General features: G+C 67.6%; 19 protein-coding genes. 6 read left to right on the top strand and 13 right to left on the bottom strand.

Going from position 1 to position 22,570, the window contains the following annotated elements; genetic code table 11:
- The first annotated feature begins 115 nt into the window (after positions 1-115).
- Positions 116-1,558 carry an NAD-dependent succinate-semialdehyde dehydrogenase gene (locus C4F17_RS30215; protein WP_081269345.1) on the top strand — a complete coding sequence of 481 codons (1,443 nt, stop codon included), beginning with the start codon at positions 116-118 and terminating at the stop codon, positions 1,556-1,558.
- Between the two features lie 15 nt (positions 1,559-1,573).
- Here C4F17_RS30215 and C4F17_RS30220 read toward each other — a convergent pair whose 3' ends face one another.
- The 5 genes from C4F17_RS30220 to C4F17_RS33590 form a co-directional block, all read right to left on the bottom strand.
- The gene (locus C4F17_RS30220) at positions 1,574-2,290 is read right to left on the bottom strand and encodes an MgtC/SapB family protein (protein ID WP_106938113.1); all 717 of its coding nucleotides are present in this window, start codon (positions 2,288-2,290) and stop codon (positions 1,574-1,576) included.
- 421 nt (positions 2,291-2,711) lie between these two features.
- Positions 2,712-5,477 (bottom strand): magnesium-translocating P-type ATPase, encoded by a 2,766-nt coding sequence (mgtA, locus tag C4F17_RS30225; protein ID WP_106938114.1) that lies wholly within the window; start codon positions 5,475-5,477, stop codon positions 2,712-2,714.
- Between the two features lie 224 nt (positions 5,478-5,701).
- Positions 5,702-5,905 carry a hypothetical protein gene (locus C4F17_RS30230; protein ID WP_106938115.1) on the bottom strand — a complete coding sequence of 68 codons (204 nt, stop codon included), beginning with the start codon at positions 5,903-5,905 and terminating at the stop codon, positions 5,702-5,704.
- A 369-nt stretch (positions 5,906-6,274) separates the two neighbouring features.
- The gene (locus tag C4F17_RS30235; RefSeq protein WP_199851999.1) at positions 6,275-6,727 is read right to left on the bottom strand and encodes a hypothetical protein; all 453 of its coding nucleotides are present in this window, start codon (positions 6,725-6,727) and stop codon (positions 6,275-6,277) included.
- Positions 6,728-6,817: 90 nt separating this feature from the next.
- Complete coding sequence (locus C4F17_RS33590; protein ID WP_234383034.1) at positions 6,818-7,372, bottom strand: hypothetical protein; 555 nt, start codon at positions 7,370-7,372, stop codon at positions 6,818-6,820.
- A 189-nt stretch (positions 7,373-7,561) separates the two neighbouring features.
- Here C4F17_RS33590 and C4F17_RS30245 point away from each other — a divergent pair, with 189 nt between their 5' ends.
- Complete coding sequence (locus tag C4F17_RS30245; RefSeq protein ID WP_234383036.1) at positions 7,562-7,981, top strand: low molecular weight protein-tyrosine-phosphatase; 420 nt, start codon at positions 7,562-7,564, stop codon at positions 7,979-7,981.
- Between the two features lie 28 nt (positions 7,982-8,009).
- Here C4F17_RS30245 and C4F17_RS30250 read toward each other — a convergent pair whose 3' ends face one another.
- The 8 genes from C4F17_RS30250 to C4F17_RS30290 all read right to left on the bottom strand — a co-directional run bounded on the left by C4F17_RS30250 (position 8,010) and on the right by C4F17_RS30290 (position 17,644).
- Positions 8,010-8,708 (bottom strand): hypothetical protein, encoded by a 699-nt coding sequence (locus tag C4F17_RS30250; protein WP_106938117.1) that lies wholly within the window; start codon positions 8,706-8,708, stop codon positions 8,010-8,012.
- Positions 8,709-9,260: 552 nt separating this feature from the next.
- Entirely contained in the window at positions 9,261-9,689 is a 429-nt protein-coding gene (locus tag C4F17_RS30260) for an acyl-CoA thioesterase (RefSeq protein WP_106938119.1), read from the bottom strand.
- Complete coding sequence (locus C4F17_RS30265; protein WP_106938120.1) at positions 9,689-10,990, bottom strand: TRAP transporter large permease; 1,302 nt, start codon at positions 10,988-10,990, stop codon at positions 9,689-9,691. The genes C4F17_RS30260 and C4F17_RS30265 overlap by 1 nt, the downstream gene beginning before the upstream one ends.
- Positions 10,987-11,511, bottom strand: coding sequence for a TRAP transporter small permease (locus C4F17_RS30270; RefSeq protein ID WP_234383038.1), 525 nt, complete (start codon positions 11,509-11,511; stop codon positions 10,987-10,989). Before C4F17_RS30270 ends, C4F17_RS30265 begins: the two co-directional genes overlap by 4 nt.
- Before the next feature lie 3 nt (positions 11,512-11,514).
- A complete protein-coding gene (locus C4F17_RS30275; RefSeq protein WP_106938515.1) occupies positions 11,515-12,564 on the bottom strand; it encodes a TRAP transporter substrate-binding protein in 1,050 nt (349 codons plus the stop codon).
- A 37-nt stretch (positions 12,565-12,601) separates the two neighbouring features.
- Complete coding sequence (locus tag C4F17_RS30280) at positions 12,602-13,843, bottom strand: alpha-hydroxy acid oxidase (protein WP_106938121.1); 1,242 nt, start codon at positions 13,841-13,843, stop codon at positions 12,602-12,604.
- 13 nt (positions 13,844-13,856) lie between these two features.
- Complete coding sequence (locus C4F17_RS30285) at positions 13,857-15,473, bottom strand: indolepyruvate oxidoreductase subunit beta family protein (RefSeq protein ID WP_106938122.1); 1,617 nt, start codon at positions 15,471-15,473, stop codon at positions 13,857-13,859.
- A gap of 11 nt (positions 15,474-15,484) precedes the next feature.
- Positions 15,485-17,644, bottom strand: a complete 2,160-nt coding sequence (locus tag C4F17_RS30290; RefSeq protein WP_106938123.1) for a thiamine pyrophosphate-dependent enzyme — start codon at positions 17,642-17,644, stop codon at positions 15,485-15,487.
- 77 nt (positions 17,645-17,721) lie between these two features.
- Here C4F17_RS30290 and C4F17_RS30295 point away from each other — a divergent pair, with 77 nt between their 5' ends.
- The 4 genes from C4F17_RS30295 to xdhA all read left to right on the top strand — a co-directional run bounded on the left by C4F17_RS30295 (position 17,722) and on the right by xdhA (position 22,568).
- Complete coding sequence (locus C4F17_RS30295) at positions 17,722-18,636, top strand: LysR family transcriptional regulator (RefSeq protein WP_106938124.1); 915 nt, start codon at positions 17,722-17,724, stop codon at positions 18,634-18,636.
- A gap of 79 nt (positions 18,637-18,715) precedes the next feature.
- The gene (locus tag C4F17_RS30300) at positions 18,716-19,969 is read left to right on the top strand and encodes an NRAMP family divalent metal transporter (RefSeq protein WP_081268965.1); all 1,254 of its coding nucleotides are present in this window, start codon (positions 18,716-18,718) and stop codon (positions 19,967-19,969) included.
- A 22-nt stretch (positions 19,970-19,991) separates the two neighbouring features.
- A complete protein-coding gene (locus tag C4F17_RS30305) occupies positions 19,992-20,771 on the top strand; it encodes a sulfite exporter TauE/SafE family protein (RefSeq protein WP_081268964.1) in 780 nt (259 codons plus the stop codon).
- A 174-nt stretch (positions 20,772-20,945) separates the two neighbouring features.
- Positions 20,946-22,568 carry a xanthine dehydrogenase small subunit gene (xdhA, locus tag C4F17_RS30310; protein ID WP_106938125.1) on the top strand — a complete coding sequence of 541 codons (1,623 nt, stop codon included), beginning with the start codon at positions 20,946-20,948 and terminating at the stop codon, positions 22,566-22,568.
- Positions 22,569-22,570: the final 2 nt, after the last annotated feature.

Genomic DNA, 22,570 nt, shown 5'->3' on the forward strand with positions numbered 1-22,570 from the left:
CTACGCGTTCCGGCGGCCGTTGCTGCCGTCGTCGCCAGCGCACCCTTCGGGGTGCCGCGTCGCACAGACCCGATTTCCCCTTTTCATCATCCAGTCCCCGAAGGAAAAGTTCGTCATGACCGCTACCTACACCGACACCCGCCTGCTGATCGACGGCCAATGGGTCGACGCCGCCGACGGCAAGACACTCGACGTGCTGAATCCCGCCACCGGCAAGGCCATCGGCAAGGTGGCGCATGCCGGCATCGCCGACCTCGACCGTGCCCTGGCTGCCGCGCAGCGCGGCTTCGAGGCCTGGCGCAACACGCCCGCGAACGAGCGCGCCGCCGTCATGCGCCGCGCCGCCGGCCTGATCCGCGAACGCGCCCCTGAAATCGCCAAGCTTCTCACCCAGGAGCAGGGCAAGCCGCTGGTCGAAGCCAAGGGCGAAACCCTGGCCGCCGCCGACATCATCGAATGGTTCGCCGACGAAGGCCGCCGCGTGTATGGCCGCATCGTGCCCTCGCGCAACCTGGCCGCGCAGCAGCTCGTGCTGAAGGAGCCGCTGGGCCCCGTCGCCGCGTTCACGCCGTGGAACTTCCCGATCAACCAGATCGTGCGCAAGCTCGGTGCCGCGCTCGCCACCGGCTGCTCGTTCCTGGTGAAGGCACCTGAAGAAACCCCGGCGTCGCCCGCCGCGCTGCTGCAGGCCTTCGTCGATGCCGGCATCCCGCCCGGCGTGGTGGGCCTGGTGTTCGGCAACCCCGCCGAAATCTCGAACTACCTGATCGCCCATCCGATCATCCGCAAGGTCACCTTCACCGGTTCCACCCCGGTCGGCAAGCAGCTGGCCGCGCTGGCCGGTGCGCACATGAAGCGCGTGACCATGGAACTGGGCGGCCACGCCCCGGTGATCGTGGCCGAGGACGCAGACGTGGCGCTGGCCGTCAAGGCCGCCGGTGCCGCCAAGTTCCGCAATGCCGGCCAGGTCTGCATCTCGCCGACCCGCTTCCTGGTGCACAACAGCCTGCGCGAAGAGTTCGCCCGCACGCTGGTCAAGTACACCGAAGGCCTGAAGCTCGGCGACGGCCTGGCGGAAGGCACGACCATCGGCCCTCTGGCCAATGCCCGCCGCCTCACGGCCATGGCCCATGTGCTGGAAGATGCCCGCAAGAAGGGCGCCACCGTGGCCGCCGGCGGCGAACGCGTGGGCGACACCGGCAACTTCTTCGCGCCGACCGTGCTGACTGACGTGCCGCTGGATGCCGACGTGTTCAACAATGAACCCTTCGGCCCCATCGCCGCCATCCGCGGCTTCGACACGCTCGAGGAAGCGATCGCCGAATCGAACCGCCTGCCGTTCGGCCTGGCCGGCTACGCCTTCACCAAGTCGATCAAGAGCGCGCACCTGCTGAGCCAGAAGCTCGAGCTGGGCATGCTGTGGATCAACCAGCCCGCCACCCCGTCGCCGGAAATGCCGTTCGGCGGCGTGAAGGATTCGGGCTACGGTTCGGAAGGCGGCCCGGAAGCGCTCGAGGCCTACCTGAACACCAAGGCGGTTTCGATCCTCGGCGTCTGAGCCGGCGCTTGCCGGTCACTCTTCGGCGGCGGCATTCCAGAAGGCTTGCTGCACGCCGTCGAGGGCTTCGAGATCCTCGATGACACGGTCGAGCTCCGCGGGCTCGACCGCCGTCGCATAGAGCGTCGCGCCGATCTCGGTGTCGGCCGGCCCGAAGGGGTGCTGGTCGACATCGCGCACCGGATAGTTCGCGGCCTCGAGCAGCAGCAGCAACTGGTCCATCACCTCGGGCCGCGCCGCGCGCGTGCAGATCACGCGCACTACATAGGTCGCTTCGCTCGCGCCCTCGCTGATCGGCTGCCGGTTGATGCGGTTCACCACCGGCCGCAGCAGCGTGTTGCTGGCCAGCACGAACAGCGCCGCGATCAGCGCTTCGCCCAGCAGGTCCGCCCCCGCGCAGGCGCCCACCGCCGCCGACCCCCACAGCGTTGCCGCCGTGTTGAGCCCCGTGACGTTGGCGCCTTCCTTCATGATCGCGCCGGCACCCAGGAAGCCGATGCCCGACACCACATAAGCCACCACCCGCACCGCGCCGCCGCTGCCGTCGAGCCGGTAGGCCATGTCGACGAACACCGCCGCTCCCACGGCCACCAGCGTGTTGGTGCGCAGGCCGGCCGTGCGCTGGCGTATCTGGCGCTCCAGGCCGATCACCGAGCCGAGGATGAAGGCGGCCGCGACGCTGACGAAGGTGTCGAGCAGCGAGTTCAGGTTGATGTTTTGAATAGCTTGCATCGAGAGTTCTCCTTGTTGTTTGTTCTGATGCCGATGGTCGATGGAGTAACAGCTTTCCTCTGATCGAGGCTGGCAGTTTGCTGGGCCAGGGTGTCATATGCGTGTCAAAGAGCCCGAGGCGCATTTGATTTCAGGTGGGCGCGCTCACGCCGACGGGGTACCTTGCTCCGCGAATGTCCTCCGGCCTGCGGCCTCCCCCTTTATTTCGCTGCGCAAGGCACCCCGCCGTCGTGATCGTTCAGAGCACTTGTTGATCAGCCGGCACAAGAGCGGCGCTCGTCGTGCGCAGGGCGCCGGGTGCTCCCCGCAGCGAAATAAAGGAGGAGGGGCGCAGCCCCGGGGGACATTCGCGGAGGGGAGTACCCGTTGGCCTGTGCACGCACCCTGAACCTGAACAATGCCCCTCGAGACTCGACAAGAGTCACTGCCACCCATACCGCCGCCCATACCACCCCTTCACCGTCTGCGTCAGCACCGCATAGCCGACCAGCATCGCCACCAGCCACGGGAAATACGCAAGCGGAAGCGCCTGCAGCTTGAAGTAGTGCGCCAGCGGCCCCATCGGCAGCCAGATGCCCACCGCGGCAATGGCCGCGCCCATTGCCAGCAGCGGCCACGACGCGCGGCTTTGCAGGAACGGGATCTTGCGGGTGCGGATCAGGTGCACGATCAGCGTCTGCGACAGCAGGCCCTCGACGAACCAGCCTGACTGGAACAGCGTCTGGTGATCCACCGAGTTGGCGGCGAACACGAACCACAGCACGGTGAACGTCAGGATGTCGAACACCGAACTCAGCGGCCCGAAGAACACCATGAAGCGGCCCAGGTCGGCCGGGTTCCAACGCTGCGGGTTCTTCAGGAACTCGTCGTCCACGTTGTCGAACGGGATCGCGATCTGCGACACGTCGTACAGCAGGTTCTGCACCAGCAGGTGCAGCGGCAGCATCGGCAGGAACGGCAGGAACGCGCTGGCCACCAGCACCGAGAACACGTTGCCGAAGTTCGAGCTTGCCGTGATCTTGATGTACTTGAGCATGTTCGCGAAAGTGCGGCGCCCCTCGATCACGCCTTGCTCCAGCACCATCAGGCTCTTCTCCAGCAGGATGATGTCGGCCGATTCCTTCGCCACGTCCACCGCGCCGTCCACCGAAATGCCGATGTCCGCGGCACGCAGCGCCGGTGCGTCGTTGATGCCGTCGCCCATGAAACCGACCACGTGCCCGTTGGCGTGCAGCGCGTGCACGATGCGCTCCTTGTGCGCCGGCGTGAGCTTGGCGAACACCTGGTGCCGTTCGACCAGCACGCGCAGGTCGGCGTCGCTCATGTCCTCGATCTCGCGGCCGAGCACCATGCGGCCGGCCTCGATGCCCACGTCGCCGCAGACCTTGCGCGTCACCAGCTCGTTGTCGCCCGTCAGCACCTTCACCGCCACGCCATGCTCGGCCAGCGCGCGCAGCGCGGGCGCGGTCGATTCCTTCGGCGGGTCGAGGAACGCCACATAGCCCAGCAGCGTGAGGCCCGACTCGTCGGCCACGCCGTATGCCGGCTTCTGCGCCTCGAGCTTCAGCGCGCGGCTTGCCACCGCCACCACGCGCAGGCCCTGCGCGTTGAGTTCCGACGCCACGCGATGGATGCGCGCGAGCACCTCTTCATCGAGCGCCAGCACCTCGGCGCCGCGTTCCACCGACGTGCACACCGACAGGATCTCTTCCAGCGCACCCTTGCAGACCAGCAGGTGCTCGCTGCCGCCGTTGGCCACCACCACCGACATGCGGCGGCGCGAGAAGTCGAAGGGCACCTCGTCGATCTTGCGGTAGCCGGTCTGAAGGCGCGTCTCGAGCTGCATCTCTGCATGGCTCAGCACGGCCTTGTCGAGCAGGTTCTTCAGGCCCGTCTGGTGAAAGCTGTTGAGATAGGCGAGCTGCAGCACGTGGTCCGAGCCTTCGCCCCAGGCATTGGTGTGGCGCTCGAGCACGATGCGGTCCTGCGTCAGCGTGCCGGTCTTGTCGGTGCACAGCACGTCCATTGCGCCGAAGTTGTGGATGGCCTCGAGCCTTTTGACGATCACCTTCTGGCGCGACATCACGACCGCGCCCTTGGCCAGCGTGGCGGTCACGATCATCGGCAGCATCTCGGGCGTGAGGCCGACCGCGATCGACAGCGCGAACAGCGCCGCCTCCCACCAGTCGCCCTTGGCCACGCCGTTTATCACCAGCACCAGCGGCGCCATCACCAGCATGAAGCGGATCAGCACCCAGCTCACGCGGTTGATGCCGGCCTGGAACGCACTGGTGCCGCGGTCGGTGGCGGTCACGCGTTGCGCGAGTGCGCCGAAGAAGGTGCGGTCGCCCGTGTGCACGATCAACGCGGTGGCGGTACCGCTGATCACGTTGGTGCCCATGAAGAGCAGGTTCTCGCGTTCGAGCACGCCGGCGTCGTGCGCGCCGCAGTCGGCGACGAACTTCTCGACCGGCATGGCCTCGCCCGTGAGCGCGGACTGGCTGATGAACAGGTCCTTGGCGGTGAGCAGGCGGCAGTCGGCCGGGATCATGTCGCCGGCCGACAGCGCAATCACGTCGCCCGGCACCAGGTCGCGCATCGGCACCTCGACGCGCAGCGTGCCGGCGTGCGTGGCATCGAAGCCTTCGTCGCCGGCCGATCCTGCCTTCTGGCCCGGCGCGGGCCGCAGCACCGTCGCGGTGTTGCTCACCATCGCCTTGAGGCGCTCGGCCGCCTTGTTGGAGCGCGATTCCTGCAGGAAGCGCAGCACCGTCGACAGCACCACCATGCTGCCGATGACGAGCGCGGCCTTCATGTCGTCGGTGGCGTAGGAGATCAGCGCCAGCACCGTCAACAGCAGGTTGAACGGATTGCGGTAGCACTGCCACAGGTGCTGCCACCAGGGCAGCGGCTGCTCGTGGCGGACCTCGTTGCTGCCCAGGCGCTTGCGCAGCACCTGCGCATGGCCTTCACTGAGGCCGCGCGGCGAACTGTGGAGCCTGACCAGCATTTCGCCGGCGTCGGTGCGCGAGGCGGCGCTCAGAGCCTTGGCGATGTCGGCCGGCATGCTGGCCGAGCCGGCGGCGGCGGGTTTCGAGCCCAGCAGCGTCTGCCAGCGCTCGAAGTGATGCAGCATGTGGCGGCTGCGCAGGAAGCTCTCGAAAAAGGACTTCAGGACGTTTTTCATTTTTTCTCTCCTTCACGGCGGCAGCGCGGGCCGTGAAGGAAAGAAAAGCGCACGCCTCGGTCAATCAGGCGTGACTATTCCTTCGCAGCAAGGCGCGCTGCACTCTCTCTGGCTGGCAATCGATCGGAACAATGGACGGGGCGCGCAGGGGCGCAAATGAGGGGCTGGGTCCATGGGGGCCTCCTTCGTCTGCGTGCGTGAATGGGGCGGGGTGCGCGCGGGCTTCAGCGGTGCGCCGGGCGAGCGGATGGATCGAGCAGCACCAGGCAGCTGCGGATGCGGCGGGTGGTCCAGAGCGCGGCGGCCTGGTCCAGCGTGTCGTCGATGCGAGGCGCGGTGGCACTCGCAGGCGTGCCGCCGCTGTGCTGCGTCCGCGGCTGCGCCTGCTGCTGTTGCAGCGGCTGCTGACGAAGTTCGAGATGACGCATGACAAGGCTCCTTCGCGTTGAAGGGCCTCGCGCACGGACGCACGCAAGCTGACTGAAAAAGCCAGTGACGAGAGGGGCGGGTATCGGGAGGAGAGAACCGCTTGCCGCGAGGGCAAGGGGGTCACGCTGCGTGCACGGCGGCCACAGCGCGGTAAGCCTGCGCTAGAGAGCCTGGAGTGTCACGCCTGCCGAGGCACGCGTCTTGTCACTGATCCAACTGGCACTGTCCACGCACGGGGCTCCGAAATGAAGATTTCACGATTGTTGCACCGCATCATGGATGCGTCAACCTTCGGGATTGGCTTCACGCAATGCGCAAGGGGCTTCTCTCGATCGGGTGGCGATCCGCACAGGGCCCTCCGGGCACCTCTATGCCGTCGCCGCTCGCCTTCTCCATGCCAGACCGCCCGCCACCGCCAAGACGAGCCCCAGGCCCAGCAGGAACATGCCGAGGGCATTGCCTCCGATCTCGCTGTTGTTGCTCGCGCTGATGGCACGGGCCGCGGCATTGGCATCGGTCGCCGTCATGGCCGTAGCGAATGCCGACTCCTTGCATCGCCCGAGCATCTCCGCGCCCTGATCTTTCATGCGCTCCTGGCATTTCGCCACCGTCGCGGCATCAGCCGCTGGCGCCGTGCCCCCGAAAGTAAGCATCGCACCTGCAATCAGAAGGATCACGCCGACCACAAGCAGTACCAAAGGGTTTTTCCTCACCTGACCTCCAAAGAGTTGTTTCGCGCTCTGTACGTCGTTGGCTGGAGCGCGCGGCCTCAGCATATCCAGCGCGCGCCGTTCGACGCGGCCCGGAATGAAGGCCGGCAACCTGTGCGCTTGTAGTCTTCTGGCGTCCGCTGCGCGCACCTGGACGCTATCGATCTCTGCGCAGCTTGGCGGATGCCTCGCGGCAGGGTGCTAAGGACTTTGAGGTCGCAGATAACCCGCGTAGCACTCGGGACTCTTCTCGCTGCCCTGTGCGCAGTCGGAGTGTCGATACAGCGCATCGATCTCCATCACGGGAACCGGCTTGTCCAGAAGCACCTGTTGCCCGCTCACACGGCCTTCGAGGCTCACCAGCGTGAACTGGGCCACCAGTTCCCGGTCATAACGTCCCGGGCCGCAGGCGACGAAATTCTGCGCATCGCGCGGCCACTGCAGCACGCCTTGTGCATCGAAAGTGGCATGCAGCAGGGTGAAGCACTGGCGAGCGCCTTCACGCGACTCGATGGCGCTGATTCCGCCGCTCCAGCGTACCCGGGCACCCTGCGCCTCAGGGGCCAGCGCCTGGGCCGGCGAGAGGTCTGCGACCGGGGCCCTGGACGCCAGCGCAGCTCCACCGCCTTCGCGATCCGTGGCGGCCATGGCATGCCGTGCGGTTGCTGCGCCGCGATCTGCTGGGGTCGCACAGGCCGCCAGAAGGGCGGCGGTGCAGAACAGGGCGGCGATGTGCAGGGGGCGATGCAGGGGCATCGTTCCATCCTACTGCGGCGACGCAGATCGCGAGGGCGGTCGCGGGTCCCGTCGGGCGCTGGAGGTGCTCTTTCCCCGTGGGACGAAAATGCGGTTCCACCGACCTTCTTGCCCCAATTGAAAAATCCTTCGATTCTGTTCGTCTGTACCGGCAACATCTGCCGCTCCCCCACGGCCCACGTACTCCTCATGCACAAGGCCCGCGCGGCCGGCTTCGATGTCGATGTCGACAGCGCCGCCATCTCCGACGAGGAGCGCGGCAACCCGCCCGACCCGCGCTCGGTGGCCGAGGCCAGGCGCCGCGGCATCGAGATGCATGCGCACCGCGCGCGTCAGGTGCGCAAGGCCGACTTCGAGCGCTTCGACCTGATCATTGGCATGACGGCCCAGCATTGCGCCGCGCTGCGCAGGCTCGCGCCTGCGGGCACGGAGGGCAAGATCCATCTGTTCACGGAGTTCGCTGACGGCGTCGATGGCGACGTGCCCGACCCCTGGTACGGCGGGCAGAAAGACTTCGTCGAAGTCTTCGACCTGATCGACCATGGCGTCGATGGCCTGCTCGCAAAGCTGCGGGCCGAAGTGCCAGCTCGCTCACCTGCCGTCGGCTAGGAAACGTCTCCGAGACCCAGCAACGCGCTCATGCAAACAACCTCGCTAGTCCATAAGCGTCGTATTCCTCCTCGGCATATTCCATCTCTTGGTGGCCTCCAGTATTGATGGTGAAGATGATCTTGGAATGTGGCGCCTTATGGACCCATGCGCCAGTCATGGGATCCCTGGTCTCCTTGCGGCCTGCTGCATTGATCGTGAAAGTGAAAGTGCGGGCGTGGACCCTGCATCGCAATCCGCGCTTTTGGAAAAGCGCTCGTTGAAAGCGCTGTGCATAGGAACCCGCCCCGACAGCTGCGGCGGTGTTTGCATGCACCGCAGTGTCGGCAACATTCGGCCCGCGGGCGAGGCTACAGCCCGTCATGTCGATTGTTATATCTTTGTTCAAACCCATGTCGATAAGAAAATCGGCGAAGCATTCAGGGCCCATGGTTCCATAGGACTTCAATCCCCCGTGCCCTCGAGTGATGAGCTTTCCAGCTTCGTCCGCCATCAGTATTGGTATGTACAGCTTGAGCCAATACAAATCGTCTCTTTTACCGATCATGGGCTTATAGAGGTCATAGCGATGGCTTAGCATGAGCTCGAGAAATCCCCCGGTAATGTTGACACGGCATTCATAGTTGACATGCGTTACCGCACGATGCTTGACCATCAGGCGAACTTGGTTGTCCCAAATCGCTGTGTCATGTTGTTCAATGAGAACCAGGTAAAGACGCGTTGACATGAATTACCTCTCAAAGGACAAAGGTCCTGCTTCTGATCGCTGGATTGCTCTGTATGTTTTGGAGCTTACGTATGGCTGAGCGCTGGTAAATAACCGAAAACAAGTAAACCCAACGCGCAAGTACAAGTTTTCGCTTTGCCTGAGGAGCTGATCAGTCAGGCTTTGTCCTTGATCATTGGCGTCGTGCTGCCGGTTGCAAGCCGGATGCGCGTGCGCTTGAGCAGGTGGCTTGCGGGCGCATTGCCATCACTGCCTCAAAGGCTGCTGGCGTGACGGTAAACGCTTCCAGCGGCGTGCCCGTCGTAGGGTCCGGCAGGTCACGGATCGCGCCGCACTGGAAGGCGGGCAGGTCGCCCGTGATCGCCACCACGTCGGCATCAGGCCCACTGTGGCCTGAGTACCCTCTTTGTGGTGTGGCGCATCCGCACACCAATGCCGCCGTCGCGGTCGGTAGAGAACGGTTTTGATCGACATGTGTCCTCGCTCCATTGGGGAGCCCCAAAGTTTCACTGGTTTTCGCCAGCTTCCCTCTGCGGCTCTATCAGGCGAGGCCTATTCGCAGAGCACCCGGATCGAGGGCGGAATCTGCACCGCCCGGATCCCGCCGCCTTCACGCTTCGCCGCGAAGATCCTTACCTCCTCGCACTCGAGGATCAGGTCGTCGCCGCGCGTGACGCGATAGGTCTGCACGAAGCTCTTCTCGCGCCATTCCTTGATGCGCACCGCGATCTGCAGCGTGTCGCCGTAGCTTGCGGCCTTGACGAAGCGCGTGTGCGTGTCGACCAGCGGCGTGCCGATCACGCCCAGCGTCTGCGTGGTTTCTTCCCAGCGCGGCACGCCGCACTCGGCGAAGAAGTGCCGCGAGGCCGCGTCGATCCAGCGGAAGAAGTTGGGAAACCAGACGATGCCGGCGGGGTCGCAGTCGCCGAACTCGACGCGCGCGGTGTAGACGACTTCCTTGAGGTTGTTGCTGTTGCTCATCAGCCCATTCTCGTCGGGAGCCACAAGGCAATGATCGGGAACGCGATCAGGATCACCAGGCGCACGATGTCGGTCACGATGAACGGCAGCACGCCCTTGAAGATGGTGGTGAAGCTCACGTCCTTCACCACGCTCTTGATGACGAACACGTTCATGCCCACCGGTGGATGGATCAGCCCCAGCTCCACCGTCATCACGATGATCACGCCGAACCAGATGGGGTCGAAGCCCAGGTGCACGATCACCGGGTAGATGATGGGCACGGTCAGGATGATCATCGCCATCGCGTCCATCAGGCAGCCGAGCACCAGGTACATCAGCATGATGAGTGCGAGCACGCCGTAGCGGCCGATGCCCAGGCCGGTGAGGAACTCGGTGAGCTTCTGCGGGCTTTGCGTGATGGTGAGGAAGTAGCCGAACAGCAGCGCGCCGATCAGCACAGTGAACACCGCCGCAGCCGTGCGCGTGGCCGACAGCAGCGCCTCGCGGATCTTCGGGCCGTCGAGCTTGCGCCGAACCAGCCCGAGGATGAACGCACCGCTCGCACCCACGCCGCCCGCCTCGGTCGGCGTGAAGAAGCCGCCGTACAGGCCGCCGATCACGAACACGAACAGCACCAGCGGCGCCCACACATTCTTCAGGTCCTTCACGCGTTCCGACCACGGCTTGACCTCGCCGCCGGGCAGCCAGTCGGGCCGCAGCTTGACGATGATCGCGATGGTCAGCACGTACATCGCCATCGCCAGGATGCCGGGCACGATGCCCGCCATGAACAGCTTGCCGATGTCCTGCTGCGTGAGGATGGCGTACACGGCCAGCACGGTCGATGGCGGCAGGATCGCGCCCAGCGTGCCGCCCGCGGCAATCACGCCGGTGGAGAACGACTGCGGGTAGTTGAAGCGCCGCATCTCCGGATACGCCACCGCGGAGAAGGTGGCGGCCGTGGCCACCGACGAGCCGCAGATGGCCGCGAAGCCGCCGCATGCCACCACGGTGGCCACGCCGAGGCCGCCGCGCAGGTGGCCGATCATCGAGTTGGCGGCCTTGAAGAGCTCGCGGCTCACGCCCGACACCGACACCAGCGCGCCCATCAGCATGAACATCGGGATCACGCCGAAGGTGTAGTCGGTCACGGTGCGCATCGAGGTCTGGCCGACCAGCTTCAGCGCCGGCCCGGGGCCCACGAGGTAGCTGTAGCCGGTCACGCCCACCAGGCCCATCGCCATGCCCACCGGCACGCGCAACAACATCAATACGAACAGGGCGACGAAGCCCAGCACTGCCACTGCATCGGGGCTCATTCGTCCGCCTTCTGTTCTGCGTGAACTTCTTCGAGTTGCTCGGGGTGAAATATCAGCCGGTAGGTGCGGATCGCGATCAGCAGCACCGCGCACACGTCGCCGGCCCAGGCCACGGCATAGAACGGCCAGGTCGGAATGTTCAGGTCATAGGTCTGCACGTTGTCGACGTAGGTGCCGCGCACCTTGTCGAACAGCATGGCGGTCTGCACCGCCACCACGAACAGCAGCACCAGCGTGGCGAACACGTCGATCGCGCGCTTCATGCGCGGGCCCGCCGCCGTCCACACGAGGTCGACCGTGATGTGGCCGCCGCGGTAGCTGGTGGCCGCGATGCCCCAGAAGATCAGGATCCCCAGCAGCATGCGGCCGAAGTCGTAGGCGTCGGGGATCGAGGTGTCGAAGAACTTGCGCAGCACCACGGCCACGAAGATGTTGAGCGCGACGATCCCTACAAAAACGGCGGCGAGCCATTCAATCGTATTGATCGCGCGGTCCATGTAGCTGGCGGACCGGGTAGCCATCGCTCAGAGCGCCGACTTGTACTTGGCAAGGCTGGCCTTCAACGCATCCATCACCGCCTTCGGGTCTTCGCCGACCTTCTTCACGCTCTCGGCCCACTGCGCTTCCGAGGGCGCCGCGGCCTTGCGCCATGCGTCGAGCTGCTCCGGCGTGAGCTTGTAGATCTCGTGGCCCGAAAGCGCCGCCATCTTGGCGTGGCCGGCGAACTCGAAGTCGGCCCAAGGCCCGGCCACCTTCTGCGCCCATTCGCTGGTGCAGTGGTCGTCGATCACCTTCTTCTGCGCGGTGGACATGGCGTCGTACTTGCCTTTGTTCATGACCCACACGAAGGGGGTGACGTACAGCGGCGCATCCATGTGGTACTTCACGACCTTGTCGATGCCGAACAGGCCGATGGAGCCCCACGGGAAGGTGATGGCGTCGGCCACGCCGCGCTCCAGCATGTCGCGCGACTCGGGCGCCGAGGCCTGCACGTTGGTGCCGCCCAGCGAGGTGATGAGCTGGCCCACGGTGCTGGTGGCCGGGCGCACCTTCAGGCCCTTGACGTCGCCGGGCACGGTGATCTTCTTGCGCGAATGGAAGGTGCCGGGGTCATGCACGAAGGCGAAGCAGTACTTCACGTCCTTCATTTCCTTGGCCGCGTAGTTGCGGTACCAGGCGTCGATGGCGGCCGAGCCTTCCTTGCCGTTGGCGAACAGGAAGGGCAGCGACGCGCCGGCCATCACCGGAAACCGGCCGGGCTGGTAGCCGGGGTTCACGTAGGAGAAGTCGGCGATGCCGTCGCGCGCCATGTCGTAGTGGTCGAAGGCCTTGCCGAGCTGCTCCGACGGAAACAGGATCGCGGTGATGGTGCCGCCGGACTCCTTCTTGATGTCGTCGGCCCACGCCTGCAGCGCGGGGTTGAGCGGATGCTGCGCGGGCACCCAGCTCGACAGCTTGAGCTGCACGGGTTTGTCCTGTGCCTGCGCGGCGGGCGTGCAGAGCGCAAGGGCGGCGGCGATGGCGACGGCGGCCGGGGCCAGTGCCGTGCGGTGGGGGCGGTGGGCGATTGTCATGGTCTCCTTCGTTATGTGTTCGTCTGGGTTGAGCAATCTAGGCAGTCGCGCGCGCGGGGTAAATGGAGGGTTTCCCGTGCGTGTTTTCCTTGGGTCGCGTTGGCACGCCTTCCTGTTCGTCGGGCGAACGCGGCGAAGGCCTGTCCACGTGATGCGGGCCGAGCTCGCGCACCTGCGTGGCGCCCAGCAGGGTCATCGTGCGTTCGGTCTCCTGGATGAGCATCTGCAGCACCGACAGCGCACCGCGCCCGCCGTCGCACGCCAGTCCGTAGACCGGGGCGCGCCCGACCAGCACTCCGCGCGCGCCGAGCGCGAGCGCCTTCACGATGTCGCTTCCGCGCCGGATGCCCCCGTCCATGAGCACGGGGATCCGCCCGTTCACGGCGTCGACCATCGCGGGCAGGGCGGCGATGCTGGCTGGCGCGGCGTCGAGCTGGCGTCCGCCGTGGTTGGAGACCACGATGCCGTCGGCGCCGTGGCGCACGGCACGCCGTGCGTCTTCCGCGCCCAGCAGGCCCTTGACGAGCAACGGGCCGTCCCAGAGCTTGCGCAGCCAGCCCAGGCTTTCCCAGGTGAGCGCGCGGTCCATGGTGCGCGAGAGCAGCGCGGCCTGCGTCTGCGCGGAGACGGGTGCGCCGTCTTCATCGGGCAGCAGGTTCTCGAAGCGCGGCATGCCGTGGCGCGCAAGCCGCAGCAGCCAGGCCGGGTGCCGCGCCATGTCGAACAGTGTGCCGGGCGTGAGCCGCATCGGCACGCGAAAGCCGTGTCGCAGGTCGCGTTCGCGCAGGCCGCTCACCGGCACGTCCACCGTGAGCACCAGCGCCTCGAAGCCCGCGGCGCGCGCGCGGCGCACGATGCGTTCGGCAATGGCGCGCTCGCCCATCACGTAGAGCTGCATCCACAGCGTGGCGTCGGGCGCGGCGGTGCGCACGTCCTCGATGCGGGTGTTCGATGCGGTCGAGAGGATGAAGGGCACGCGCGCAGCCTGCGCGGCTCCGGCCAGCAAGGCGTCGGCGCGCGGCCGTACCAGCCCGGCCAGCCCGATGGGCGCGACCGCGAACGGCGCGCGCCAGCGGCGCCCGAACAGTTCGATGCCGGTGTCCACCGTGGTGGTGTCGCGCAGGCATTCCGGAATGAGCGGCAGCGCTTCGATTGCGTCGCGGTTGCGCTGCAGGCAGCGTTCGTCTTCCGCGCCGCCGTCGACATAGTCGAACACCAGGCGCGGCAGCACACGGCGCGCACGGCGCCGGTGGTCGTCCACGTTGAGCAGCAAGGTCATCGGTCGGCTCGCCTCAAGCCTTCGCGGGCGGTGGCCGCTTCATCCAGCGGATGGGCTGCGCCTGCACTGGCCGGGGTGCCGCGCCGTGCGCCGCCAGCGCGGCGTCGAGCGCCTTGCCGCCTTCGTCCGCCAGCGCCGCCTCGCGGGCCGCGGCGATCGCGGCGGCCCGCGCCGTTGCCGGCAGGGCCGTGCGGCCGGCCAGCGCGTCGATGACGTGCAGCAGGTTGTGCTTGCCGCGCTCGTTGGTGCTGCCGTAACCCTTGATGAGCCGCCCGCACAGCGCCAGTTCGTGCCCCAGCGCCCAGGCCTCGCAGGTGCCGGCTTCCACCGCCGCGAGCCAGCGCTCGATCAGCGCCTGTTCCTCGGCGAAGCGGCTGCCCCGGCGGCGCAGCCAGCGCAGCGACGCCAGCAGCCGCAGCGAGGCCATGCCGAACACCGAGTGGCTGCCCACCTTCAGCGGCAGCGCCCACGGCTCCCGGCCGCGCGCCTGGCGGGCCCGGTCCCAGGCCGTGACGCGGCGCGAGAGCGAAGGCGGCAGCAGCGCCGCGAATTCCGCCGCGCCGGGCTTGAAGTGGTCGTAGACCTTCACGATGTCGTCGTCGCCGGCGCGCACCTCCTGCCGCACGCGCTGCGCGCGGCTTGCGCGGCCCTTGAGCGCGGCGACCCGCACGATGTCGTCGAAGGCCATCCACAGCGCGAGCCAGCGCGCCATCTCCCGCGTGATGGCAAAGCCCTGTGCGCCGGCCGGGTCGGCGGTGCGCTCGGCATCGAGCACGCGGCCCAGCCGGTCGGCGTAGAGCGCGGCATACGCCGCGTCCTGGTAGTCGAGCACGCGAGCATGGCCGAGCGCGAGCATGTCGTGCACCGCGGGTGGAAAGCGCCGGGCGAGTTCGGCCGGCAGGGCGCTGGCCGGAGGCGGCGCGTCGCTCGTGTCGCTGGCCAGCACGCTGCTCACGAAGGCGGCCTGCGCGCGCGGAGCGTTCACCGCATCGAAGGCGGCGGCAAAGCCGCGCAGGCTGGCGGCGGCCATCTTGTTCAGCTTCTCCGGGGCGCTGGTGTCCCCGCCGCGCACCACATGCTCGTAGGCCTCGCGCGGGAACGGGAACAGCCCGCTGCCCGCGATGGCGCCGAGCATCACCGCGCTGACCACCGTGCCGCTGTCGCGCGCGATGGCGTTCATGTCGAACACATGATGCTCGCGGCTGAAGGCCTTGACCACGTCGAGCAGCCGCTGCGCGTCGGCGCGCCCGTCACCCGGCTCCATGCGCTCGGCCGTGGTGAAGATGCGCGCCGACGAGCTGATGACCAGCGTGCGCAGCGGCGCGCTCATGCCGTTGCCGATCTGGCGCGCGGTTTCCAGCAGCTCCGACGACACGATGGCGTCGAGCGCGCCCGGCACCGGGCTCAGGCTGAACACGGGGCGCTTGCCGGCGAGCCGGGCGAGCGGCACGGGGAACACTTCGATGTAGTAGGTGGTGGCCCCGGTGCGCTGCGCCACGCCGGGGATCGACGTGCTCTGCGCGGCGTAGCCGGCATGGCGCGCGGTGTCGACCAGCCATTCGGTGAGCACGCCGCCGCCTTCGCCGCCGAGGGCGCAGACGAGCAGGGTGAGGGGGCGGTTCTGTTCCATGTGCTTGTCCCTCACGCCGGCTGCAGCGCGCGCACGACCGCACCGCGCAGGCCGTGCAGCAGCCGTTCATGCCACTTGGGGTTCTGCACCACCTCGGCCCGGTAGAAGCTCGGGCACAGCGTGGCCGCATGCGCGTTGGCGCCGCACAGGCCGCAGCCCACGCAGCCGTCGATCACGGTGGCCACCGGGTCCACCTTCAGCGGATCGGGGTTGTCCTTGAGCGTGAGCGTGGGGCAGCCCGACAGGCGGATGCAGGCGTGGTCGCCGTTGCACACGTCCTCGTCGACGCCGTACTTCACCCGCACCACGCGCTCGCCCTTGCGCAGCAGGCCCGCGATCCAGGGCTTGATGCGCCGCTGGCGCTCGAGCTGGCATTCGCCTTCGGCAATCACCACCTTCAGGCCGTTGAAGTCGCTGGTGAGCGCCTCGGTCAGCGTCCTGCGCATGCGCTCCACGTCGTAGGTGGTCACGGTGCGCATCCACTGCACGCCCAGGCCCTTCAGCGTGGCCTCGATGGTCTGGTTCTTGTCGACCAGGCTCTGCTGCTTGTCGACGGCGCGCTCCTTGATCTCGTCGTCGGGCGTCGAGATGATGTCCTGCGTGCCGGTGGCCGAGGTATAGCCGTTCTTGAAGATCAGCAGCACCGCGTCGTCGCCGTTGAACAGCGCGCTCTGCACGCCGGTGAGCAGCCCGTTGTGCCAGAAGCCGCCGTCGCCCATGATCGACAGGGTGCGCCGGTTCATCATCGGCGCCACGCCCGCGCGGCTCGCCAGGCTCATGCCGTAGCCCAGGATCGAGTGGCCCATCGAGAACGGCTCGAAGGTGCCGAAGGCGTGGCAGCCGATGTCGGCCGCGATGTGCACCGGCCCGGTTTCCTGCTGCGCGAGCTTGAGGGCCGAGAACACCGGCCGCTCCGGGCAGCCGATGCAGAAGCTCGGCGGCCGGTTGGGCAGCGGCGCGCTCAGGCGGCGCGCCACGGCCTCGCGGCGCTCGCGGTTGCCGGCCAGCCAGGCCTGCGCGGAGGACGAGGCTTCGCTCGCCCCGGTGTACTTCGCGGCAAAGGCGCCGATGCCGCCCGACAGCACCTCCACGCCGTACTCGCCCGCCGGCGGCAGCATGTCCTTGCCGTGCAGCGGCGTCTGGATGTCGCGCCGGCGCAGCAGCGTGGCGATGTCCTGCTCGATGTATTCGGGCTGGCCTTCCTCCACCACCAGCACCGCGCGCTTGCCCACGCAGAAGTCGGCCACCTGCTCGGGCACCAGCGGATAGGTCACGTTCAGCACGAGGATCGGGATGTCGGTCTCGCCGAAGGCATCGGCCAGCCCCTGCTGCTGCAGGCTGCGGATCAGCGCGTTGTACAGGCCGCCCTGCACCACGATGCCGAGGTCGGCGTGGCGTTGCCCGGGCATCAGCTCGTTCAGGCCATGCTCGACGATGTAGCGCCGCGCCGCCGGAATGCGCTCCTCGCCCTTGAGCTTCTCGTGGCGGAAGGTGACGGGCGGATGCGCGAGCTTCATGTAGTTGAAGCCGGCCGGCTCGGTCATCAGCGCGCGGGTGGAGACGGCAGGCGCCACGTTGTCCTTGCACTCGAAGCTGCCGCGCACGTGGCAGGTGCGGATGCGCAGCTCCATCAGGCATGGCATGTTGGAGCTCTCCGACAGGCGAAAGCCTTCCTCCACCATGCGCACCATCACGCCGAGGTCGGGGCGCGGGTCGAGCAGGCACATGCTCGACTTCAGCGCATAGGCGTGCGTGCGCTCCTGGATCACGCTGGCGCCCTCGCCGTAGTCCGCGCCCACCACGATCAGCACGCCGCCCGTGACGCCCGGCGACGACAGGTTCGACAGCGCATCGGCCGCCACGTTGGTGCCGACGATGGATTTCCAGGTGACCGCGCCGCGCAGCGGGTAGTGGATGGAGGCGCCGAGCATCGCGGCGGCCGAGGCCTCGTTGGAGCAGGCCTCCACGTGCACGCCCAGCTCGTCCATGTAGGCCTTGCCCTGGACCATCACGTCCAGCAGGTGCGACACCGGCGCGCCCTGGTAGCCGCCGACATAGGCCACGCCCGACTGCAGCAGGCCCTTGGTGATCGCGAGGATGCCCTCGCCGTGAAAGGTGTCGCCGGCGCCGAGACGCAGCATCTCGACTTCCTTGCTGAATGAAACTTCCATCGTGTCTCTTTTTTATGGTGTGCCGCAGTGTGGTCGGGGTGCCGCCATACTTCAATAAAATAAGCCAGCTATCCAATATGAATCCAGTGCATATCGACGCGGTCGACCTGAACCTGCTGCGGCTCTTCGATGCGGTGTACAGATCCCGCAGCGTGAGCCGCGCGGCCGAGGCCCTGGGCCTGACGCAGCCGGCGGCCAGCCACGGCCTGACCCGGCTGCGGCTGCTGCTGGGCGACGCGCTGTTCACCCGCACTCCGGGCGGCGTGGCGCCGACGCCGCGTGCCGAGCGGCTCGCGGTGTCAGTGCAGTCCGCGCTGGCCACGCTGCAGCAGGCGCTGGCCGAGCCGGAGCGCTTCGATCCGGCGGCTTCGCGCAAGCTGTTTCGCATCCACATGAGCGACATCGGTGAGGGGCGCTTCCTGCCGGCGCTGATGGCGCGGCTGCGCGAGCTGTCGCCGGGCGTGCGCGTCGAGACCATGCCGCTGGCGGCGGGCGAGATCGCCACCGCGCTCGACAGCGGCAAGGTCGATTTCGCCTTCGGCTTCCTGCCGCGCGTGAAGGACACCCAGCGCGCCCAGCTGCTGCGCGACCGCTACATCGTGCTGCTGCGCCGCGACCATCCTTTCCTGAAGCGCCGGCGCAGCGGGCAGGCGCTGCTCGAGGCCCTGCAGGAGCTCGACTACGTGACGGTGCGCACGCATGCCGACACCCTGCGCATCCTGCAGTTGCTGAACCTGGAGGACCGGGTTCGCCTGACCACCGAGCACTTCATGGTGCTGCCGGCCATCGTGCGCGCCACCGACCTGGCGGTGGTGATGCCGCGCAACATTGCGCGCGGCTTTGCGGAAGAAGGCGGCTACGCCATCGTCGAGCCCTCGTTTCCGCTGCGCGACTTCACGGTGTCGCTGCACTGGAGCAAGCGCTTCGAGGCCGATCCCGGCAACCGCTGGCTGCGCCAGGTCATCGTGGCGCTGTTCTCCGAGCGGTCATGAGCCGCCTTCGCCTCTTTTTGCTCCTTGCCGCCGGACATTCATCCGGTGGTCAGGCTCGCCGTGCCACCATGGGCCTGACATGAAGAAACGCATTCCCTCATTCCTGCGCCACGTCGGCCCCGGCGTCGTCACCGGCGCGGCCGACGACGACCCGTCCGGCATCGCGACCTACACCCAGGCTGGGGCGCAGTTCGGCACCGGGCTGCTGTGGACCGTGTTCCTGTCGCTGCCCTTCATGGTGGCGATCCAGCTCGTGTCGGCGCGCATCGGCCGGGTCACCGGCAAGGGCGTGGCGGCCAACCTGCGCGAGCACATGCCGCGCGGCTTCCTGATCGTGCTGGTGTCGCTGCTGGTGGTGGCCAACACCATCAACATCGCGGCCGACATCGCCGCCATGGGCGAGGCGTTGCAGCTGGTGGTGGGCGGCGGCGCGCACTTCCATTCGCTGGTCTTCGGGGTGGTGACGGTGCTGCTGCAGGTGTTCGTGCCCTACCGCAAGCTGGCCCACATCCTCAAGTGGCTGACGCTCACGCTGTTCGCGTACGTGGCGGCGGTGTTCGTGGTGCAGGTGCACTGGGCGCAGGTGTTGCACGACCTGGTGGTGCCCAAGCTGCAGTGGCGCGGCGATTACTGGATGATGATCGTGGCGCTGCTGGGCACCACCATTTCCCCGTACCTGTTCTTCTGGCAGGCATCGCAGGAGGTCGAGGAACTGCGGCTCAAGGGCGGCCGCAAGGGCACCGACCAGGAAGTGCGGCGCGACCTCAAGCGCGTGCGGCTGGACACCTGGCTGGGCATGACCTTCTCGAACCTCATCGCCTTCTTCGTGATGGTCGTGGGCGCGGCGGTGCTGTATGCGGCCGGCGTGCATGACGTGACCTCCGCCGCGCAGGCCGCCGAGGCGCTGCGCCCGCTGGCCGGCGACTTCGCCTTCTGGCTGTTCGCCGGCGGCATCATCGCCACCGGGCTGCTGGCCGTTCCCGTGCTGGCTTCTTCGGCGGCCTACGCGGTGGCCGAGGCCTTCGGCTGGGAAGAGGGCCTGGAGCGGCACTGGCGCGAAGCCAAGGAGTTCTACGGGATCATCGCGGTGGCCACGCTGGTCGGCACGGCGCTCGATTTCACGCCCATCGACCCCATGAAGGCGCTCTACTGGAGCGCGGTGATCAACGGCGTGGTCGCGGTGCCGATCATGGCGGCGATGATGATCCTCGTGACGCGCGAGAATGTGATGGGTGTGTTCACCTCCGGGCGCCGCATCCGCTGGCTGGGGTGGGGCGGCACCGCCTTGATGGGATTCGCGGCCTTGATGATGGGTTGGGACCTGGTGCGCTGAGACCGAGATCGAGACCGAGTTTGTGCAATTGATTCTTTCCGGGGCCGGCCCCGTGCTGGTCTTCATGGCCTGCGTCGCGCTCGCCACTTACGCGCAGAACCTCACGGGTTTTGCATTCAGCCTGATCCTGCTGGGCCTGGTGTCGGTGTTCCACGTCGCCAGCGTGAGCGACACGGCCAACGCCGCGACGGTGCTGAGCCTCCTGAACGCATGGACCTATTTCCGTGCCCGGCCTGGCGTGGTGCCGTGGCGGCTCATGAAGCCGGCGCTCAACGGCAGCACGGTGGGCGTGATCGTGGGTCTCATGCTGCTGACCTGGCTCAGCGGCGGCGCGGTCAACTGGCTGCGCGGGCTGCTGGGGGTGTCGATCCTGGGCTGCGCCGTGCTGCTGGTGATGCAGGGCCGGCCGCTGCCGGCGGTGTCGGGCCCGCGCAGCTTTGCCGTGATCGGCGGGCTGTCGGGCGTGCTGGGCGGACTGTTCTCCAGCTCCGGGCCGCCCATCGTGTTCCACATGTACCGCCAGCCGCTGGACCGCGAGCTGGTGCGCCGCGCGCTGCTGCTGATGTTCGGGTTCAACTCGCTCGTGCGGCTGGTGATCGTGGTGCCGACGGGGCATTTCTCCTGGTATTCCGCGCTCTTGGCCGGCTGCGCGATGCCGGTGGTCTACGGCGCGACGCGCCTGCACCATCGCCTGCCCAACAAGCTCAAGCCGCGCACGCTCAAGTGGCTGGTCGGCGGCCTGCTCGCGGCGGCGGGCTCGACGCTGATCGCCACCGCCTGGGCGGCCATTGCGCGGGGCTGAGCGCAGCCCGGGCCGTGCTTGGCCCGGGAATTGCAGCTCCCGCGCCAGGGTTTCCCCGTACGTGGCATACCGGCCCCCACATACGCGTTATGGGGCTGCCCGTATGCAAGACCCCCGACAAGCCGCTAACGTCCATGACTGACCCCTGACGGGTCCCCCACGAGCCCCAAAAGCATGAGCACCGACAGCAGCAAGATTCAACCGATCCGCTTCTTCCATCGCGGAAAGATCGTCGACGTCACCGGCGTCCACCCGACCCGTTCCGTGCTCGACTGGCTGCGCGAGGACGCCCGCTGCACCGGCACCAAGGAAGGCTGCAACGAAGGTGACTGCGGTGCCTGCACCGTCGTCATCGGAGAACTGGCCACCGATCCCCAGGCGCCGGGCGCGGTGGACGGCCTGAGCCTGCAGACCGTCAACGCATGCATCCAGTTCCTGCCCACCCTGCACGGCAAGGCCCTGTTCACGGTCGAGGACCTCAAGGCCCAGTGCCAGGCCGCGCCCCACAGGACCGAGAAGGCCAAGGACGGCAAGCACGCGGTGCACACGCTGCACCCGGTGCAGCAGGCCATGGTCGACTGCCACGGCTCCCAGTGCGGCTTCTGCACGCCCGGCTTCGTGATGTCGCTGTGGGCCACCTACGAACACCACCAGGCCGGGGGCACGCAGCCCACCCGCCAGCAGCTGGCCGACGACCTGTCGGGCAACCTGTGCCGCTGCACCGGCTACCGCCCGATCCTGGACGCCGGCCAGCGCATGTTCGACCTGCCTTCGGTGCGCCTGGACACCAGGCCCGTGGTGGCTGCGCTCACCGCCTTGCGCGACGACGGCGCGGCGCTGAGCTACGCCGCCCCGCTCGGCGCGCGCATGGACCACTTCCACGCCCCCAGGACCCTGGCCCAGCTGGCCGCCCTGCGCGAGCGGAAGCCCCGCGCCCAGCTGCTGGCCGGCTCGACCGATGTCGGCTTGTGGGTCAACAAGCAGTTCCGCGACCTCGGCGACATCATCTACGTGGGCGACGTGGCCGAGATGAAGGCCATCGAGGACCGCCCTGACAACGGCGGCGAGCTCTACATCGGCGCCGGCGCCTCGCTGGAGGCGGCCTTCGGCGCGCTGGTCGAGCGCGTGCCCAGCCTGGCCGAGGTGTGGCTGCGCTTCGCCTCGCCGCCCATCCGCCATGCCGGCACCATGGGCGGCAACGTGGCCAACGGCTCGCCCATCGGCGATTCGCCGCCGGTGCTGATGTCGCTCGATGCGCAGATCGAGCTGCGCCGCGGCGACGTGGTGCGCCGCATGCCGCTGCCCGACTTCTATCTGGACTACATGAAGAACCAGCTGCAGCCGGGCGAGTTCGTGCAGGGGCTGGCCGTTCCGCACGCCGCCATGAAGCGCCAGGTGCGCGCCTACAAGATCAGCAAGCGCTTCGACTGCGACATCTCCGCGCTGTGCGCGGGCTTCGCCATCGAACTCGAAGCCGGCGGCGACACGGTGAAGGCCGTGCGCCTGGCCTTCGGCGGCATGGCCGCGACCGTCAAGCGCGCCACGAACGCCGAGGCCGCGCTGCTCGGCAAGCCGTGGACGCAGGCCAGCGTCGCCACCGCCAAGCTCGCGCTCGCGCAGGATTTCAAGCCGCTGTCGGACATGCGCGCCTCGGCCGACTACCGGCTGCAGGTCGCCCAGAACCTCATTCAACGCCTCTGGCTCGAAACCCGCGCCGAAGACGCCCTGTCGCTGGAAGAAACCAGCGTCTGGAGCGTGATGCCCCACGCGACCCCCGCCACCGCCGCAGGAGTCTGACC

Origin of the sequence: Variovorax sp. PMC12 (assembly GCF_003019815.1) — a bacterium.
Taxonomy (GTDB): domain Bacteria; phylum Pseudomonadota; class Gammaproteobacteria; order Burkholderiales; family Burkholderiaceae_C; genus Variovorax.

Excerpts from the sequence above, each read along its gene's own strand:
- C4F17_RS30215 (WP_081269345.1), top strand. The coding sequence starts at position 116 with ATGACCGCTACCTACACCGACACCCGCCTGCTGATCGACGGCCAATGG.
- C4F17_RS30285 (WP_106938122.1), bottom strand. The coding sequence starts at position 15,473 with ATGGAACAGAACCGCCCCCTCACCCTGCTCGTCTGCGCCCTCGGCGGC.
- C4F17_RS30265 (WP_106938120.1), bottom strand. The coding sequence starts at position 10,990 with ATGAGCCCCGATGCAGTGGCAGTGCTGGGCTTCGTCGCCCTGTTCGTA.
- C4F17_RS30245 (WP_234383036.1), top strand. The coding sequence starts at position 7,562 with ATGCACAAGGCCCGCGCGGCCGGCTTCGATGTCGATGTCGACAGCGCC.
- xdhA (WP_106938125.1), top strand. The coding sequence starts at position 20,946 with ATGAGCACCGACAGCAGCAAGATTCAACCGATCCGCTTCTTCCATCGC.
- C4F17_RS30250 (WP_106938117.1), bottom strand. The coding sequence starts at position 8,708 with ATGTCAACGCGTCTTTACCTGGTTCTCATTGAACAACATGACACAGCG.
- C4F17_RS30300 (WP_081268965.1), top strand. The coding sequence starts at position 18,716 with ATGAAGAAACGCATTCCCTCATTCCTGCGCCACGTCGGCCCCGGCGTC.
- C4F17_RS30290 (WP_106938123.1), bottom strand. The coding sequence starts at position 17,644 with ATGGAAGTTTCATTCAGCAAGGAAGTCGAGATGCTGCGTCTCGGCGCC.
- C4F17_RS30275 (WP_106938515.1), bottom strand. The coding sequence starts at position 12,564 with ATGACAATCGCCCACCGCCCCCACCGCACGGCACTGGCCCCGGCCGCC.
- C4F17_RS30280 (WP_106938121.1), bottom strand. The coding sequence starts at position 13,843 with ATGACCTTGCTGCTCAACGTGGACGACCACCGGCGCCGTGCGCGCCGT.
- C4F17_RS30270 (WP_234383038.1), bottom strand. The coding sequence starts at position 11,511 with ATGGCTACCCGGTCCGCCAGCTACATGGACCGCGCGATCAATACGATT.
- C4F17_RS30260 (WP_106938119.1), bottom strand. The coding sequence starts at position 9,689 with ATGAGCAACAGCAACAACCTCAAGGAAGTCGTCTACACCGCGCGCGTC.
- C4F17_RS30295 (WP_106938124.1), top strand. The coding sequence starts at position 17,722 with ATGAATCCAGTGCATATCGACGCGGTCGACCTGAACCTGCTGCGGCTC.
- mgtA (WP_106938114.1), bottom strand. The coding sequence starts at position 5,477 with ATGAAAAACGTCCTGAAGTCCTTTTTCGAGAGCTTCCTGCGCAGCCGC.
- C4F17_RS30230 (WP_106938115.1), bottom strand. The coding sequence starts at position 5,905 with ATGCGTCATCTCGAACTTCGTCAGCAGCCGCTGCAACAGCAGCAGGCG.
- C4F17_RS33590 (WP_234383034.1), bottom strand. The coding sequence starts at position 7,372 with ATGCCCCTGCATCGCCCCCTGCACATCGCCGCCCTGTTCTGCACCGCC.
- C4F17_RS30220 (WP_106938113.1), bottom strand. The coding sequence starts at position 2,290 with ATGCAAGCTATTCAAAACATCAACCTGAACTCGCTGCTCGACACCTTC.